This is a genomic window from Lachnospira pectinoschiza (assembly GCF_020564355.1).
In the GTDB taxonomy this organism is placed as follows: Bacteria; Bacillota; Clostridia; order Lachnospirales; family Lachnospiraceae; genus Lachnospira; species Lachnospira intestinalis.
On sequence record NZ_JAJCRR010000003.1, the window covers coordinates 295,958 to 313,695 of the forward strand.

The 17,738-nt window shown below is 41.8% G+C and carries 17 protein-coding genes and 3 pseudogenes; 19 read left to right on the forward strand and 1 reads right to left on the reverse strand.

Annotated features, from left to right (window positions below; translation table 11 throughout):
* Positions 1–11 precede the first annotated feature (11 nt).
* On the reverse strand, positions 12–2,381 hold the full coding sequence (locus LI288_RS07465) for an endonuclease MutS2 (RefSeq protein ID WP_227089978.1): 2,370 nt from the start codon (positions 2,379–2,381) through the stop codon (positions 12–14).
* Positions 2,382–2,591: 210 nt separating this feature from the next.
* On the opposite strand from LI288_RS07465, the gene LI288_RS07470 reads away from it, so the two are divergent.
* The 19 genes and pseudogenes from LI288_RS07470 (at position 2,592) to LI288_RS07565 (ending at position 17,681) form a co-directional block, all read left to right on the forward strand.
* Positions 2,592–3,836, forward strand: coding sequence for a S1C family serine protease (locus LI288_RS07470; protein ID WP_227089979.1), 1,245 nt, complete (start codon positions 2,592–2,594; stop codon positions 3,834–3,836).
* A 52-nt stretch (positions 3,837–3,888) separates the two neighbouring features.
* The gene (locus LI288_RS07475; RefSeq protein ID WP_227089980.1) at positions 3,889–4,827 is read left to right on the forward strand and encodes a 3'-5' exoribonuclease YhaM family protein; all 939 of its coding nucleotides are present in this window, start codon (positions 3,889–3,891) and stop codon (positions 4,825–4,827) included.
* A gap of 8 nt (positions 4,828–4,835) precedes the next feature.
* Positions 4,836–6,398 carry a 23S rRNA (uracil(1939)-C(5))-methyltransferase RlmD gene (gene rlmD / locus LI288_RS07480; protein ID WP_331464616.1) on the forward strand — a complete coding sequence of 521 codons (1,563 nt, stop codon included), beginning with the start codon at positions 4,836–4,838 and terminating at the stop codon, positions 6,396–6,398.
* Between the two features lie 66 nt (positions 6,399–6,464).
* Positions 6,465–6,989: a flavodoxin family protein gene (locus LI288_RS07485; protein ID WP_008119059.1), complete on the forward strand. Its 525-nt coding sequence runs from the start codon at positions 6,465–6,467 to the stop codon at positions 6,987–6,989.
* Between the two features lie 46 nt (positions 6,990–7,035).
* Positions 7,036–7,245 carry a hypothetical protein gene (locus LI288_RS07490; RefSeq protein WP_227089981.1) on the forward strand — a complete coding sequence of 70 codons (210 nt, stop codon included), beginning with the start codon at positions 7,036–7,038 and terminating at the stop codon, positions 7,243–7,245.
* Positions 7,246–7,424: 179 nt separating this feature from the next.
* Positions 7,425–8,025, forward strand: a pseudogene (locus tag LI288_RS07495) (Fic family protein); the annotation flags it as partial.
* Between the two features lie 371 nt (positions 8,026–8,396).
* On the forward strand, positions 8,397–8,732 hold the full coding sequence (locus LI288_RS07505; protein ID WP_227089982.1) for a DUF3784 domain-containing protein: 336 nt from the start codon (positions 8,397–8,399) through the stop codon (positions 8,730–8,732).
* A 66-nt stretch (positions 8,733–8,798) separates the two neighbouring features.
* Positions 8,799–9,302 carry an AAA family ATPase gene (locus tag LI288_RS07510; RefSeq protein ID WP_022432925.1) on the forward strand — a complete coding sequence of 168 codons (504 nt, stop codon included), beginning with the start codon at positions 8,799–8,801 and terminating at the stop codon, positions 9,300–9,302.
* An 83-nt stretch (positions 9,303–9,385) separates the two neighbouring features.
* A pseudogene (rhuM, locus tag LI288_RS07515) lies at positions 9,386–10,139 on the forward strand (RhuM family protein).
* Positions 10,140–10,253: 114 nt separating this feature from the next.
* Complete coding sequence (locus tag LI288_RS07520; protein ID WP_022432927.1) at positions 10,254–10,913, forward strand: helix-turn-helix transcriptional regulator; 660 nt, start codon at positions 10,254–10,256, stop codon at positions 10,911–10,913.
* Positions 10,914–11,130: 217 nt separating this feature from the next.
* A complete protein-coding gene (locus LI288_RS07525) occupies positions 11,131–11,478 on the forward strand; it encodes a hypothetical protein (protein ID WP_022432928.1) in 348 nt (115 codons plus the stop codon).
* A 174-nt stretch (positions 11,479–11,652) separates the two neighbouring features.
* Positions 11,653–12,651, forward strand: a complete 999-nt coding sequence (locus LI288_RS07530; protein ID WP_022432929.1) for a zinc ribbon domain-containing protein — start codon at positions 11,653–11,655, stop codon at positions 12,649–12,651.
* Positions 12,652–12,913: 262 nt separating this feature from the next.
* Positions 12,914–13,126 (forward strand): annotated as a pseudogene (locus LI288_RS14605) (DUF1848 family protein); the annotation flags it as partial.
* A gap of 299 nt (positions 13,127–13,425) precedes the next feature.
* Complete coding sequence (locus LI288_RS07540) at positions 13,426–13,569, forward strand: hypothetical protein (protein ID WP_022432931.1); 144 nt, start codon at positions 13,426–13,428, stop codon at positions 13,567–13,569.
* A 10-nt stretch (positions 13,570–13,579) separates the two neighbouring features.
* The gene (locus tag LI288_RS07545) at positions 13,580–13,855 is read left to right on the forward strand and encodes a hypothetical protein (protein ID WP_264473936.1); all 276 of its coding nucleotides are present in this window, start codon (positions 13,580–13,582) and stop codon (positions 13,853–13,855) included.
* A gap of 74 nt (positions 13,856–13,929) precedes the next feature.
* Positions 13,930–14,913: a TAXI family TRAP transporter solute-binding subunit gene (locus LI288_RS07550; protein ID WP_227089983.1), complete on the forward strand. Its 984-nt coding sequence runs from the start codon at positions 13,930–13,932 to the stop codon at positions 14,911–14,913.
* 17 nt (positions 14,914–14,930) lie between these two features.
* Positions 14,931–16,118 carry a sodium/glutamate symporter gene (gene gltS, locus LI288_RS07555; RefSeq protein WP_022432934.1) on the forward strand — a complete coding sequence of 396 codons (1,188 nt, stop codon included), beginning with the start codon at positions 14,931–14,933 and terminating at the stop codon, positions 16,116–16,118.
* Between the two features lie 24 nt (positions 16,119–16,142).
* Positions 16,143–16,340, forward strand: coding sequence for a hypothetical protein (locus LI288_RS07560; RefSeq protein ID WP_022432935.1), 198 nt, complete (start codon positions 16,143–16,145; stop codon positions 16,338–16,340).
* A gap of 3 nt (positions 16,341–16,343) precedes the next feature.
* Complete coding sequence (locus LI288_RS07565; protein ID WP_022432936.1) at positions 16,344–17,681, forward strand: MATE family efflux transporter; 1,338 nt, start codon at positions 16,344–16,346, stop codon at positions 17,679–17,681.
* The last annotated feature ends 57 nt before the right edge of the window (positions 17,682–17,738 follow it).

Below are 17,738 nucleotides of genomic sequence, written 5' to 3' on the forward strand. Positions count from 1 at the left end.
AAATCCCCCTTTTATTTAAAATCTACAATGGTTACACCGGTGTCGCCCTCGCCGATTTCGCCGAGACGGAACGACTTGATATAAGGAACACCGCGCAGGTAGGCGGTAACGCCGTTTCGCAGCGCACCGGTGCCTTTTCCGTGTACAATGCGTACCTGCGGAATTCTTGAAATGTACGCATCGTCTAAATATTTGTCCAGTTTGGCAACCGCTTCGTCAACGGTCAGTCCCAAAAGATTGATTTCATGGGAAATCGAAGCCGCCTTGGACATCTTGATTTTGCCGGAGCCGCCAGCCCCCTTCGGTGCTTTTTTAGCTTCTTCCGGGTCTTTGTAGCCGACAAGAATCTCTAAGTTATTGATTTTTGTCTTGGTGCTTAAACTGCCCATCTGTACGGTGATTTCGCCCTTCGGACTTGGCGGTGCGGTCACGGTGCCGATTAAGTTCATGCTTAGAACGCGCACATGTGTGCCGACTTTAAATTCGGAAATGTCGTGTGCCTTATGTGCTTTCGGCTTTGCTGCCTGGACGGAAAGTTTTTCCTGACGTTTATTCATCTTGTCACGGATGGCACTGCGCTGTTTTTCCAGTTCTTTTACGGTCATGCCGTGCTTGTTCATCGTCTTAATCGTCTGGTCGGCATATTCTTTGGCATCTTTTAAAATCGCCGCCGCTTCTTCGTTGGCTTTGCGCAAAATTTTGTCGCGGCGTTCATCTAACCGGTCGGATTTTGTCTTTAATTCGTCCTTTAACTGCTGGATTTCCTGCTTATAGGCATTGATTTCGGCACGTTCTTTTTCAATCGTAATGCGGCTATGCTCCAAATCGGAGAGCAGGTCTTCAAACTGTACGTCATCGGCATCCATGCGGGCAGAAGCATCTTTAATAATATAATCGGGCAGACCGAGCTTTTTGGAAATCGCAAAAGCGTTACTTTTTCCCGGAATACCGATTAATAAGCGGTAGGTTGGACGCAGGGATTCCACGTCAAATTCACAGCAGGCATTTTCCACGCCGTCCGTGGTGAGTGCATACACCTTAATCTCGCTGTAATGTGTGGTCGCCATGGTTGTAATGCCGCGTTTGTGCAAATCATTTAAAATGGAAATGGCAAGTGCCGCACCTTCTGTCGGGTCTGTTCCCGCACCGATTTCATCAAATAAAATCAGGCTGTGTGCATCGGCTTCCTTTAAAATGCTGACCGTGTTGGTCATATGGGAAGAAAATGTACTTAAACTCTGCTCAATGCTCTGTTCATCACCGATATCGGCAAATACATTGTCAAATACGGCAAGCTCGGAGTGGTCGAGAGCCGGAATGTGCAGACCAGACTGCGCCATTAAGGTCAGCAGTCCCACGGTCTTTAAAGAAACCGTTTTACCGCCGGTATTCGGACCGGTGATAATAAGCAGATTAAAATTCTTTCCTAAATAAATGTCGATTGGCACAACCTTATGCGGGTCAATCAGCGGGTGACGTCCCTTTTTAATATTGATATAATTGTTGGTATTCATAACCGGGCAGCTGCATTTATATTGCTTGGACATCTGTGCCTTTGCAAAAATGAAATCCAGCGTAGTCAGTACCTGGAAATCCGTTAATAGTTCATCGGTAAATTCAGATGCCTTTGCGCTTAATTCTGCAAGAATGGCTTCAATTTCAGCCTGTTCCTTTAATTCAAGCTCGCGGATATCATTGTTTAATTTGACAACCGCCGCCGGTTCGATAAAAAGAGTTGAACCGGTTGCAGACTGGTCATGCACCATGCCGGGTACCTGCGATTTGTATTCGGCTTTGACCGGAAGACAGTATCTGCCGGAGCGTGAGGTGATGACAAAATCCTGTAAGCAGTTACGCACGGAAGATGAATTTAACATCTTATTTAATTCGGTGTGAATCCGTTCAGCGGCAAGCACCTTCTGACGGCGGATACTGCGCAGATTTGCACTGGCATCATCGCTGATTTCATCTTCTGAGACAATACAGCGCTTAATTTCTGTATTTAACGGTGTCAGCGGTTCAAGTGCATGAAAATATCCCGTTAAGGAATCGGTGGTATCTTCGTAATAATTTTTTACCCTTGCAGCCGCGGTCAGCAGGGAACTGATATGCAGTAACTCTACCGTATTTAAGGAGCTGCCGATTTCAAGACGTTTTACGGAAGCACCGATGTCGTGCACGCCGCCAAAAGAAACAGCCCCCTTTGCATAGACACGGGAAAGGGCATCACTGGTTTCTGAAAGAGCAGCGTTAATATCGTGGATGTCCGTCATCGGCACCAGCTTTTTTAAGCGTTCCTTTGCTTTATCGGAAGCCGCAAAAGATACTAAGCGGTCAATAATTTTATCATATTCAAGAGTCGTTAAAGACTTGTAATTCATTCATTTCTCCAATCCGGAAATGCAGGGTCTTGCAGACACGGAATCTGTGGCATTTCCGGCACAGATTCCATTTTATTGTACCGCATTTGAAACAAAAATTCTACTATGGATATAAGAATTTACAAGTAGGTCATAAATTGTTCATAACTGTCCGTTATAATAAAATTAATTTTGCAGTTCAATAAAAGTTAGGTTATGGTGACAGAAAAAATGGGAAACACAGAACACAAGGAAGAAGACTCCTTTGCTTTATATACGGAAAAAATCGTACCCAAGCCGTCCGTGAAGTACCGCAGACTAATCCGCGCGGCAAAGTTTTTTGCGGCGGCAGTGCTGTTTGGTCTGATTGCAAGCGGTGTGATGCTTCTTGTATATCCGGCATTGGAAAAAAGAATGGTTCAGAGGAATACGGACAAAGAAATTCTGACCATTGAAAAGGATGAATATCCGAGTGAAGAACAGGATAATACGGAAACAAAAGAAACGATAGCCGATGACAATTATGAGGCAGTGTTACAGACAACCGATGCGGCAGCTTTAAAAAATGTTGCTACGGCGGCGATTAAATCACTGGTATTAATTGACGTCTATAAGACCGATATGGGAAATATCCTGACGGAAACACAGAGTGCGACAGAAACGGTCGGACTTGTAATCGGACAAGTCAATTCAGAATATATTATTTTGACCAATGCGGCGGTTGTGCGTGATTCGTCGTCACTGGTCGTAAAGGTTTCAAAAGCGACAGAAGTCGATGCCGAGCTGGTTGGAAGCGATACGGATACCGGCATTGCGATTGTCAGTGTCAAGGAATCGCAGATTCCGTCCAAAGAAAGAAGTTCGATTGTAACAGCGCAGTTAGATAACTCTTACAGCATACAGCAGGGGGATATTGTCGTTGCGGCAGGCAGGCTTTACGGACAGAATAAGACGATTGATTACGGCATGGTTTCAGGCATTTCAACAAAAAGCGGTGTCGATAACAGCTATGAGATTATCAGCACGGGACTTGCGGGCATAGAAGGCGATTACGGTTATCTTTTTAATATGAAGGGAAATGTTGTCGGCATTTCCATGAAGAATACAAAGACGACATTTTCAGTGCTTGGCATTTCGGATTTAAAATCAATGATACAGGAATTATCTAACGGAAACAGCCCGGTATATTTCGGCATTAAAGGGCAGAATGTAACCGGTACAATGGCAACGCGCTATGGACTGCCGGTGGGAATTTACGTAACGGATATTGAACTGGACTCTCCGGCATATGCGGCGGGAATCCAGCCGGGGGATATTATTACCGAGATTGACGGAAATATGGTTTTGACAATTCAGGCATTTAGTGAGAAACTATATCAGTGTGAAAGCGGTCAGCAGATTTCTATTACAGCCAAACGGTTTGGCGGGGATGAATATAAGGATATGACATTTAACGCCGTAATTGCGGTGAAATAAAGCATATAATCTGGCTGACGGCAGGAGAAATGAGAAAAGGAAAGGGCAGATTATGCATTTTATTGAAAAATTTAAGGACGGAGACAGAATCTCCGATGTTTACCTTTGTAAGTCCAAATCAACAGCACTCACAAAGTCAGGAAAAGAATATGAAAATGTGATGCTTCAGGATAAGACCGGACAAATGGATTCCAAAATATGGGACCCGTCTTCCGGCGGTATCTGTGACTTTGATGCCATGGATTATGTTGCAGTAACGGGACAGGTTATCAGCTTTAACGGCGCATTACAGTTAAAGATTGAAAGAATCCGCAAGGCAGACGAAGGAGAATATGTTCCGTCTGATTATATTCCATGTTCTAAGTATGATATCGAAGAAATGTATACAGAACTCATGCAGTATATAGGCAGTGTGAAGAATGAGTATCTTTCGGCACTGTTAAAGAGCTTTTTTACAGACGATGCCGATTTTATTGCAAAGTTTAAGAGCATTGCGGCAGGAAAGACGGTACACCACGGCTTTTTGGGCGGATTATTAGAGCATAGTTTAAGTGTAACCAGACTGTGTGTAAAGATTGCGGAAAATTATCCGTTTTTAAACCGCGATTTACTGATTACATGTGCGGCGCTTCACGATGCCGGAAAAGTAAAGGAACTCGCACCGTTCCCAAAGAACGATTATACGGACGAGGGTAATTTCCTCGGACATATTGTAATGGGTTATGAAATGATTCAGCAAAAGATTGCAGGCATTGAAGGTTTTCCGCCGGTGCTGGCTTCCGAAGTCGGACACTGTATTTTATCCCATCACGGCGAGCTTGAATACGGTTCTCCGAAAAAACCTTGTATTATGGAAGCGGTAGCACTGTCCATGGCAGATAATATGGATGCCAAAATGGAAACGTTTAAAGAGGCACTGGAAGCCAAAGACACCAACGAATGGCTTGGTTTTAACCGGTGGCTGGATGCAAATATCAAAAAGACACTGTAGAGGTAAATGTGAAAAGCGAATTTAAAAAAGACGATTGTGTGACACTGCACATTGAGGATATCGGAACGGGTGGCGAAGGCATCGGAAAAGCGGACGGATTTACATTTTTTGTAAAAGATGCCATTGTCGGCGATGTTATCGAAGCCAAAATTATGAAATTAAAGAAAAATTATGGCTATGCAAGACTGATGAAAGTGCTTACACCATCTAAAGACCGTGTAGAGCCGAAATGTCCGGTCGCAAGGCAGTGCGGCGGCTGTCAGATACAGGAAATGCGTTATGAAGCCCAGCTTGCTTTTAAGCAGAAAATGGTACAGAACAATTTAGAGCGTATCGGCGGACTTTCGGACTTTGAAATGTACCCTGTAATCGGCATGGAAACACCGTATGCATACCGTAATAAGGCACAGTTTCCGGTCGGGGAAGATAAGGATGGCAATATTGTCATCGGATTTTATGCCGGAAGAACACATCATATTGTGGAGCAGACAGACTGCTGTATTGGTGCGCCGGAAAACGGCGAAGTGCTTCGCAAAGTCAAGGCATATATGCAGAAAAATCAGATTCGCCCGTACAATGAGGAACACCACAGCGGGATTGTGCGCCACATTTTAATCCGCACCGGCTATCATACTAAAGAGATTATGGTCTGTCTGATTGTCAATGCGGCCAAGGCTTCCTGCTTAAAAAATGCAGAACAGCTCACAGAATCGCTGCGTGAAATGGAAGGCATGACTTCGGTGATGGTGAATTTCAACACGGAAAAGACGAATGTGATTCTCGGCAAAAAAAGCGAGGTGCTGTGGGGGCAGCCGTATATTGAAGATTTTATCGGCGATGTAAAATATCAGATTTCACCGCAGTCTTTCTTTCAGGTAAATCCGATGCAGACGGAAAAGCTGTATGCAAAGGCACTTGAATATGCGGGACTGACCGGAAATGAAACGGTGTGGGATTTGTACTGCGGTATCGGAACGATTTCGTTATTCCTTGCAAAAAATGCGCGCAAGGTATACGGCGTGGAAATTGTGCCGCAGGCAATTGAAGATGCCCGCAATAATGCAAAGCGCAACGGTATCGACAACGCAGAGTTTTTCGTGGGCAAGGCGGAAGAAGTCGTACCGGCATTTTATGAAAAAGCCCTAAAGCAGGCGCAGGATTCGGAAGCCGGTAAAAGTATCCGCCCGGACGTGGTCGTTGTGGATCCGCCGAGAAAGGGCTGTGAAGAAGTGCTGCTTGAAACGATTGTGAAAATGCAGCCACAGCGGATTGTCTACGTAAGCTGTGATTCGGCAACACTGGCACGTGACCTGAAGTTTTTAAGCGCCAACGGCTACGCCGTAAAGAAAGTCCAGCCGGTAGACCAGTTTGGACATAGTGTGCATGTGGAGACGGTTGTTCTTTTGTCCCAACTAAAACAAAAGCCAGATGATTACATTAATGTTACGATTGAACTTGATGATATGGATATAACATCAGCAGAGACTAAGGCAACATATGATGAGATAAAGAAGATAGCAGGCAGCCACAGTGCCCAGAAGATAAAGAAAGTGCAATTGTGGAGGCATTGAAGCATTTTAAGATGATTCAGCAGAAATAAAAGGAGTTTGATAAATTGGAAGTTGGAGGATACACGCATGAAAATTGTAATCATTAATGGAAGTGCCAGAAAAGGAAACACGCTGACAGCAATCAATGCATTTATAAAAGGAGCATCAGAAAAGAATGAAATTGAAATCATTGAACCTGACAAACTCAACATTGCACCATGCAAGGGATGTGGTGTCTGTCAATGCTCTAAGGGATGCGTCGATAAGGATGATACAAATCCTACAATTGATAAAATTGCTGCCGCAGATATGATTCTTTTTGCTACACCAGTTTATTGGTGGGGAATGTCAGCACAATTGAAACTTATCATTGATAAGTGCTACTGCCGTGGATTGCAGTTAAAAAATAAAAAAGTTGGCACGATTGTTGTAGGCGGTTCTCCCGTAGACAGTATCCAGTATGAGCTGATTGATAAGCAGTTTGACTGTATGGCAAAATATCTTTCATGGGATATGCTTTTCAAAAAATCATATTACGCAACAGCCAGAGATGAACTTGAAAAAAACAAGGATTCCATGAACGAACTTGAGGGGATCGGAAAAAATTTATAAAGCACGTTCCAAATCCCAGTTTGCCAGAGAAAGGTATGGTGAGCGAATGAGAATATTATACGAACTTTCATGGTTATGGGAGACTCTGGTCATTGCGCTTGCGGCTGCGGCTGTTTGCGTGGTTTGTGCCATGCTAATCTGTAAGGCAGTAAAGAAGAACCTCAGCAAAAAAACGGCGGCAGTTATCGGCGCAGCAGCGTTTGCGGGAGCTGTTTTGGCAGTCATTGTGATTGCCCGGACTCCGATGCCGCTTTGATTAAACGGGATGCTTGATTGCCTGTGCATAAGTACAACTTACGATTTGTGTGTATGGTAAATCTAAACTGTATTTTAGCAATATTTCCTTAGTGGGGGTAGAAAGTGCCCCCACTTTCATTATTTGGGGGCGGAAAGCGCCACCACATATAATAAACAAAGGGTTCAAGGGAAAAATCCCTTGCTATTCACAGAAAGCTGTTTACCGGTATCTATTCCCACGCCGGACGTATCAGGGATTACAACATCACGAAGAAGGAATGGGTCTTAAATGGCGCGACTGTACTCTACGGCAGCGCCACGGAGCTGCGGGCGACATTGGACTATGATTTTTCGGAGGAGAAGAAGTTCTCTTATAAGAACCTTTCGATGGATGAAATCATCCACCATCTTGCGTTTTTTATTTCAAGATTGTGGCAGATCCATGTTTTCGGTGAGGGCAACACCGGAACGACAGCGGTATTCCTTCGCAATCTCCTGTTGAACGAGAATCATCCTCTTCATAACCGGATATTGCACATCAGCGGCACTTTTAAAGAACCGGAAAAAGTGAACATTGACTCTGGAAAAAGTGAACATTGAAAATAAAAAAGTGAACATTGAAGAGGATTTTACAGCAAAGACCGCTTCGCATGTTCGCAAATTACAAGAGGCTTTAGGAAAAGAAATCGTATTCGGCAGCAATAGAGTTGAGTGGATGGGGAATCGCGGGTATTTTGACTTATTCCCTCAGAGCGAAGTCTTGAGGCGATTGGAAAATCTGTGCACCTGCATTATATAGTAGGAACAAGCACAACATTGATTTCATCTTCCAGAAGATTAAAGACAGGAACCCAGTATTTATCTGTGGATTCCATACAGACATCATGGCAATCATTGTCAAGAAGCCATTGACTGAACTGCCACACAATTAAACTAAGGTGCTTAAACAATTCTTAGTGTACGGATTCATGATGCCACTTATTTGTGCTTGAAAAGGCAGAACTTACACTGATTATTATGCTGTCTAAAACGAAGAAAGTTATTACAACTCCTCCTCCCGTGCTTTGTAGTGTAGCTTCTTGCAAACTATTTTACAGCACAGTGTAGAGAGTTGGAACACTTTCATTACTATTTGTGCCGCCAGCCGAAGGCGGCGGAATGGAGATTATTATGAATATAGGATTTTGGTCATGTATAATTTTGGCTATACTATTTGTAATTATAGGTGTGTTGTTTGCGATTTTTAAGGAAAAAGCAGCAAAATTTGTTTCAGGATTTAATTCGTTTTCTAAAGAAGAACAGGCATTGTATGATAAAGCTCAGATCTCTCGTGATATAAGAAATCAGTGCTTTATATGGGCTGTTATAATGTTGGCAGGCGCATTATTATCCTGCTTTTTAACCCCATATATGGCTATACCAATCTATATTATTTGGTTAGTTTTGTTTTTTAGGGAAGTCCACTTTGATAATCATAAAGCGTTTGAAAAATATTTGTTAAAGTAAATTCCAGCTTGTAGAATTGAAAGTTGGAGATGTAAAATAAATTTGAATTGTGGAGAATACTGACTTATGAAAATACATATTATTGGTTGCAGTGGTTCTGGAAAAACCTATTTAGCAAATGCACTTTCAAAAAAGTATAATATTTCCCATTTCGACTTAGATGATATTCAATGGGATAATAACGCCAAAGAATATGGCAAAAAGAGAACGCTTGATGAACGAAAAGCGTTATTACAAGAAATATTATATAATAATGATGAGTGGATAGTTGAGGGGGTATATTATGCCTGGGTACGGCAAAGTTTTGATGAAGCTGATAAAATATATGTTTTAGATATGCCTGGTTATTTATATAAAAGTAGAATTATTATGCGCTCTATAAAAAGAAAATTGGGAATACAAAAAGGAAAAAGAGAAACTTTGAAATCGGTCTATAACCTTTTGAAATGGACTGAAACTTTTCAGGATAAAAATCTGAAAGAAATAAGAAGTATTTTAGATAGATATGATGATAAAGTTATATGGCTATCAAGAAAAAAAGATGTAGAGAAAATAATAAAGGCGGTATGATAACTTCCTGTTTGTACCTATGTTATCATATCGAAAAAGTGTCACCACTGGTGATACAATCTAAATAATCGGAGTTGGTTGCGTTGGCAAAAAAGAAAAATGAAATAAGCATTCGTTCAAGTGCAGCAGAATATCTTACCTACATTGCTTCTGTCGGAGAGCAGGAAGATAGCATTGAAATGCGCTACGAAGATGAAAATATATGGCTGACACAGAAGATGATGGCTACGCTTTATGATGTTGATGTGCGTACAATTAGTGACCATATCAAAAAGGTGTATTCAGATAGCGAGTTGGAAGAAACGGCAACTATCCGAAAATTTCGGATAGTTCAAACCGAGGGCCCTCGCCAGGTTCAGAGAGAAGTGAACCATTATAACCTGCAGATGATTATTGCTGTCGGCTTCAAGGTAAACAATGAACGTGCCGCGCAGTTCCGTAAGTGGGCAAACGGTATCGTAAAGGACTACACCATCAAGGGCTGGGTTATGGATGATGAGCGTCTGAAACGAGGTACTTATCTTACGGACAAGTATTTCGATGAGCAGTTAGAACGCATCCGGGAAATTCGTGCAAGCGAAAGAAAGTTCTATCAGAAAATCACAGATATGTATGCTACTGCGATAGATTATGACAAAACATCGGCAACAACGAAAAGGTTCTATGCAACCGTTCAAAACAAAATGCATTTTGCAGGATGCCGGAAAGGTTTCTGCTGAAATAGCCAAACTCCACGCTGAAACTGAGTTTGAAAAATATCGTATCATTCAAGACAGATTGTTCATGTCGGACTATGACAGGTATCTGCTTGAATTAGAGGAAAAGGCGAAGAAGTAATAAAAAAGCAAATGTAAAAGCATTTTGACACGTATTTTCTGCGATGTCAAAGCCGTTTGGTAGACTACAAGTGGTGGTTTTCCTATAATAAAAGTGCAAGGGAGGTGCAATGGCATGGAGCATGATATTGGAAGTAAAATCAAGGCAGCCAGACTTGAGAAGAAACTGACACAGGAACAGGTTGCCGAAATATTGGGAGTAAGTCGTCAGACCATCTCAAATTGGGAAAATGAAAAATCATACCCAGATATCATCAGTGTCATTAAAATGAGCGATTGCTACGAAGTCTCTCTTGACTATTTATTGAAGGGAGAACAAAAAATGAAGACCTATTATGATTATCTTGAAGAAAGTACAAATGTTGTGAAAAGCAACACTAACAGAAATAAAATCATTACAATACTGTCCTATCTGCTGATCTGGGCGGTTGCCATGATTGTGTTCTGGTTCTTTACAAGCGGAAGTGATGCTATGGGTTATAGTTTGATGTTCCTTTGGATTATTCTTCCTGTAACTACATTCGTTGTGTCCATTGTTATCGGCAAAAATGACTTTTGGGAAAAAGGAAAATGGGCATTTACCCTTTTCTTCGGAGTAATGTATATGCTTGCTGAATACGGAACATTCAAAATGGCAAACAACATTGCTTTTGACAAACTGAATGCACCGGATTGGGGAATGATTGTAGTTGGTGCAATAATTTCTGCAATAGGTATGCTGATAGGTTCGTTGTTTAACAAGAAGCGTAACAAACAGAAGAAACAAGACATTTAATGGAGGGGCGAATATGAGCGAGTTTAGAACGGTTGTGGCTGTAATTATAATGATTTTGTGCGGAGTTGCAGGATTGTTCCTTGGAGCCACGCATTAACAATGCTATTGGTGGATGTATCCTTGGTGTTTTGATTTCTGGTATCGCCTGCATTATCTATGTGTTGGATAACCAAGACAAAAAATAAGGCAAAAGCAGTTTGATAAGGAGCGTGATGGTATGAAAAGGTTTATATCATTGATTTTATCGCTAACATTCGTGTTGGTATTGGCTGGGTGCAATAACAGAAGTATGAACTACATTATTGAAAATGAGCCAAGCGTAGTAGGTGTTGTAGAAGAAGTGCATGATGATTATGTAATTATGTATTCAGAAACGGCAGAGGGTTATCCTAACGGTTCAAGGTGGTCAATTTCATTGACTGTGGAGAGCAAAGATAGTTATGCAGACCCTGTTGTTGGTGACGAAATTGTTGTATATTACGATGGGAATGTTATGGAAACAGACCCTTTAAAGGTAGGTACAGTATATGCCATCACATTGAAAACTCCTGCTAACAGAAAATGAAAAATCTTAAATTTGGAGCGTAATTAGTGTCTGCCGATAATGTGTACCCAATGTCAAGGACAGTTACTAGAAAACTTCCAATTGATACAAAAGGATATTTTTAAAATAAGCAGTTCAAAAATATCTACATGCGTGGTACAATGGTAGTGTCAACGTATGAGGAGGTTTACACTAATGAAGTGTCCCAATTGTGGTGGAGAAATAGAAAATAATGCAAAATTTTGCACATTTTGCGGTTCACAAATTACAGTAGAAATGCAAAAAGAACGTGAACAGCTAAATAAATCTGGCTGTCCTAAATGCGGTAGCACCAATGTTACATTTAACCGAGAAAAGCAGGGAGAACTTAAAGGGAAAAATGGTACTGTTGTTGTAAGGTCTACAATAGGCTTATGTAAAGATTGTGGATATACATGGAGTACCACTAACACTACACAGCCACAGAAAAAGAATAAGACATGGCTGTGGGTACTAGGTTGGATATTTGTATTTCCAGTTCCATTAACTATTTTAATGCTTCGTAAGAAAGATATGAAACCAGCATTAAAGTATGGTATTATTGCGGCTGCATGGATAGTATATCTTATAATTGGTTTATCTGGTAATTCAAATGATAATACAGCTACAACGGGAAATAATACAGAAACAATAGTATCTGAAAACGAAACTATAAATGATGATGTGACAACAAATATTGTAGAAAGTCAAACAGATAGTGAGGTTGTTGAGCAGACAGAAACAAATTATGCTGACGATGAAATAGTAAATAAATTCATTTCAGAGTTCCAAGAAATCGCAGGGTACAAAATGACGGACATTAGCAAAGGAAACATTCGCACAAAGTACTTTGCATATGCAAATAATTGTTATCTTGAAATGATAAATGCAACAGACGCTGGTGCAGAAGCATTCTGCATTTCATATTCATTTGGCAGTTTATCAGAGGAAGAAATCTATTCTGTATTTACTGATTGCTTAAAAACATTAGGTGCTACTGATGAGGAAATAGAAAAGACCATTGCTGATTTTACCACTAATAATGATGGAGATTACATGATTGAAGGATATGAGACAAATAGCTCTATAACTTGTACATATTGTCCTACAAAGGAGTTATCAAACGGAACATCAATAGGTCACATAGAGATTGCATCTAGTACTTTTGGTAAATAAGAAATAAAAACCAAAGCCACATCAGTCATATCTGGTGTGGCTTTTCTCAAATTCCCATCTCAAACACTTAGTGTTCCCATGATAAAAAATTCATCTAGCTTTAGTGAAAAATGAATAAAAAGTGATGAAATGAATAAATATACAGGTTAGTTTAAGCTAAATACATATAGGAACACTTTTCCGAAAAGGGAGTTTTTTAATAATACTATCTTATTTAGCGCTTACGGCTTATTTAAACATTATTCTAACGGAGTGAGGGGAAATGATTATACAGACAGGAATGAGGACAGATATTCCGGCATTTTATTCCCAATGGTTTATGAATCGAATAAAAGAGGGGTATGTACTTGTTCGCAATCCTTATAATGAAAGACAGGTGACAAGATATCGTTTGACACCTGATGTAGTTGACCTCATCGCATTTTGTACGAAGAATCCCGCACCAATGCTGCCATATATGAATGTTTTAATCTCTTTAGTTATTTGCCTCCTGTGAAAAAATAACTCTTGTTTCATCAACAAACAGTTTCAATGACCTGCTTATGGCTGATATGACCGCTGTCGGTAAGAATATCATGTCGGGCCAGTTTCTTTTTTTACACTGTATAAATGGGAAGAGTTTTGGTTGAACAGCAGCTGGAATGATGATAAAATTTTGTTGTAACAAATGATCAAACAAATTTTTTCTGGAAAAGTGATGCTGAAATGTCAAAGAAATTAACGGAAAAATCATTGGAGAAGAAACTTCATAATATGGATACAGGAGAATAAAAGATGAGCAGTGATATCAAAAATGAATTTGAAGAATATGTAAAAACGCTTACGGAAACTATCTGCAACGACATTTTTCTGGAAAAGCTGGAACAGATCTGTCACGAATATGAGGACGGGGTTAAGCCGGTACAGCAGAAATCATGATGATACAGCGATGAGAAGGGACAAAGACTGGCAGACCGAATTAATGGCGGAAAAACTCAAAAAACGTTTTGCACGATATGAAAATTTCTCCATGACATACATCGGCACACATGAGAAGGTGCTGTGTATTGATGAACGGTATACGCTGGTTGGAAGTTATAATTTACTGTCGTATGACGGCGGTGAAAAAGAGATGTTTCAGGGATATCATTTCCGGTTTGAAGGCGGTGTCATGATTGACGATGCGGAATTTGCAAAACATGTCATAAAAGAGATTGGAATGTAATATAGCCAGCGGGCAAAAGATATGGTATGATAGCTTTTGCCATAAAAGCGGAAGAATAACAGCGAGGTGATTTATTGAAAAAGAAAATATTGGGAATAGGAGCGACGGTACTGATTCTGTCGGCGGCGTTTTTTGCAGGCTGCGGACTGACCGGAACGAGAATCCGGTTCGGTGCGGCAGGACTTGGCGGAACGTATCACGCTTTTGCAGATACATTTGCAGGGCTTATCACAGCCGAGAAAGAAAAATGCACGGTCGAGGTAAAGACCACTGCCGGGTCGGCGGCGAATCTGCGGCTTTTATCAGACGGATATATTCAGATGGCGGTTGCGCAGAATGATTTAACCAATGATGCATACTATGCGGCCGGGACATTTGAAAACAGCAGAAAGTACCGTGGATACAGCGCGGTTGCGGCACTTTACACGGAAAGCTGCCAGATTGTGGTACGTGCGGATTCCGGCATTGAAAGCATGGACGATTTGCAAGGGAAAACAGTCAGTGTCGGTGAGAACGAATCCGGTACGGAATTAAATGCTGAGCAGATTTTAGCTGTCAGCGGACTGACAGATAAGCTGATTGATAAAGTACATCTGGATTACACAGAAGCGGCAGAGCGGCTTGCAGACGGAAAGATCGATGCTTTTTTTTGTACGGCGGGTGCAGAAACAACAGTGATTTCAGAGCTGTCTAAGCAGTGTGAAATCCGCCTGCTGGAGCTTGATGAAAGTACAAGAGACAAACTTTTAAATTCCTACACTTTTTATACGGAATCCGTGATTCCAAAGGGAACGTACAACAATCAGACAGAGGATATACATACTGTCGGTGTCAAAGCGGTGCTGCTTGTGAGTGATAAGTTGCCTGAAAAGACGGTGAAAGCGCTTACAAAAACACTGTTTGAAAACAAGCAGGAGTTACAGTATGCACTGCCTGTCAATATTGTGATGAATGAGCAGACGGCGACAGAAGGAATTACAATTCCGTTTCACAAGGGTGCTGCGGCATATTACAAGGAATGTGGAATTGATGTAGTGACAGGGAAAGGAAGCAGATAGGCAGCAGGTGGACATTAGTGGAAATATATTTGGATATGTACCAGACAATTACTGTAGCAGTACTTGTCTTAATGTTAGGTAAAGTTTTAAAGAAAAAATTCGGAATTTTAGAGCGGTTCTGTATTCCGGCACCGGTTATCGGCGGCGTGGTGTTTGCCGTTTTTACCTGTATTTGTTATGTGACGGGTATTGCGGAATTTTCGTTTGATGATATTTTAAAGGAAGTATGCATGGTATTTTTCTTTACTTCTGTAGGCTTTCAGGCGAATTTAAAAGTGTTAAAAAGTGGTGGAAAGGCACTGATTATTTTTCTGGGACTGGTCATCGGCCTGATTCTTTCACAGAACTTTTTAGCGGTCGGACTGGCAAAGCTTTTACACATTAGTCCGCTGGTCGGACTATGTACCGGTTCAATTCCGATGGTTGGCGGTCACGGTACGGCAGGTGCATTTGGCCCGGTGCTGGAGGATTTTGGTATTATGGGTGCAACAACACTTTGTACGGCAGGTGCAACATTTGGTCTGATTATGGGCAGTATCATGGGCGGACCGGTCGGCAAGCGTCTGATTGAGAAGAAAAATCTGTTAGATACGGTTGTGCCGGAAGATGACAGCCTTCTGGTAGAAGATGAAAAGAAGCATGAACGTCATACCAGCATGTATCCGTCAGCGGTATTCCAGTTAATTATTGCAATGGGACTCGGTACAATCGTATCCCACCTGTTATCGCTGACCGGCATGACGTTTCCGATATACATCGGTGCGATGATTGTTGCCGCATGTATCAGAAATATCGGGGAATATTCGGGAAAATTTACTATTTATATGGGTGAAATTAATGATATCGGTGGTATCAGCCTGTCGCTGTTTTTGGGAATAGCGATGATTACATTAAAGCTCTGGCAGCTTGCAGATCTGGCACTGCCGCTTATCGTACTGCTTGCAGGACAGAGCCTGCTCATCTTTTTATACACGTATTTTGTGGTATTTAATGTCATGGGCAGGGATTATGATGCGGCAGTACTTTCATCCGGTGTCTGTGGTTTCGGTATGGGTGCAACCCCGAATGCCATGGCAAATATGCAGGCAGTCTGTGAAAAGTACGAACCTTCGGTCAAAGCGTATCTGCTTGTACCGTTAATCGGAAGTTTATTTGCGGATTTTTTAAACAGTCTGGTGATAACATTTTTTATTAATTTCTTATAAAATGCCTGCGGAACGGAGAGGAATATGTTTGATAGATGGAAAAAGACCCATAAGGCTGTGTATGAGGTAGAAAGTGAAAACCTGGCGGTGCCGGAGGTGCATATCAGGGAGGATGATACGGCGGCACATGATACAAAAAAACCGGAAGCGGAAGAAGAAATTACCTATGAAAATGTAGCAATTCCGGAAATTCATATTAAAAGAAAGCAGCGGGATAAATAATACATGAAAGATTTAACGAAAGGCAGTCCGTCGCGGCTGATTTTGTCATTTGCGATACCGATATTTTTCGCCAATCTGTTACAGCTGACGTACAGCCTTGTGGATACGCGGATTGTCGGGTCGTTTCTGGGAGAAGACGCACTGGCGGCAGTTGGGGCGACCAGTACACTTAGTAACCTGATTATCGGATTTCTGCTGGGACTTGCCAACGGTTTTGCGATTATTACGGCACAGCGTTACGGTGCAAAAGATATTGCCGGTGTGAAAAAATCCTTTGCCGCCTCTCTGATGATGGGAACGGGAATTTCAGTGCTTTTAACGGCGGCAGGACTGATTTTCTTAAAACAGATATTACAGTTTTTAAATGTACCGGAGGCGTTGTTTGGGACGGCGCGCTCTTATATCGTAGTAATTGTGGCGGGCATGCTTGCAACGTTTCTTTATGATGCATGTGCAGCGGCGCTGCGGGCGCTGGGTGATACGGTCACACCGCTTATCATACTGGCGGTATCGGTCGGATTAAACATTGCGGGAGATTTATTTTTTATATTAGTACTACATGCAGGTGTGTACGGTGCGGCGGTGGCAACGGTACTGTCACAGGTACTGGCATTTGTCATCTGCTGGATTTACATGATCCGCCGCTATGAAATTTTACAGTTAAAAAAGACGGATTTTACGCAGCCGGAAAAAGAAATGCTTGGCAATATGGCGGCTTCCGGTCTGTCCATGGGCTTTATGAGTTCACTGGTTAATATCGGGTCGCTGACCCTTCAGACGGCGATTAACAGGCTTGGACAGGACATTATCGTGGCTCATACGGCGGCGCGGAAAATATCTGAAATGTTTATGATTATGTTTTCGGTATTCGGACAAACCATGGCGACATACTGCGGACAAAATATGGGCGCCGGGCGTATAGACCGCGTCAAAAAAGGTATATGGCTGGCACTTTTATATACCTGTATCTGGTGTATGCTGACCGTTGTGGCAAGTTATACCATCGGTGCAGGGCTGGTTGGACTGGTTACGGGAAGTAAAAATGAAGTCGTGATACACACGGCAACGGTGTATCTGAAATTCAATACCGTATTTTACTGTGTAACGGCGGTCATCTGCATTTTAAGAAATGCAATGCAGGGGCTTGGCGAGCGGATCACCCCGCTGGTGTCGAGTTCGCTTGAAATGATAGGAAAAATCGTTATTGCAGCGGCACTTGTGCCGAGAATCGGTTACAACGGCGTTATCGTTGCAGAGCCGCTGGTGTGGTTTATTATGGTCATACCGCTGGTTGTAAGAATTTATACCATGCCGGTGATGCGTGGGAAAAAACAAATATGATATCATTATAATACAGAAATACAAAAATAGCGGCAAAACCGCTAAGGAATGAGGAGT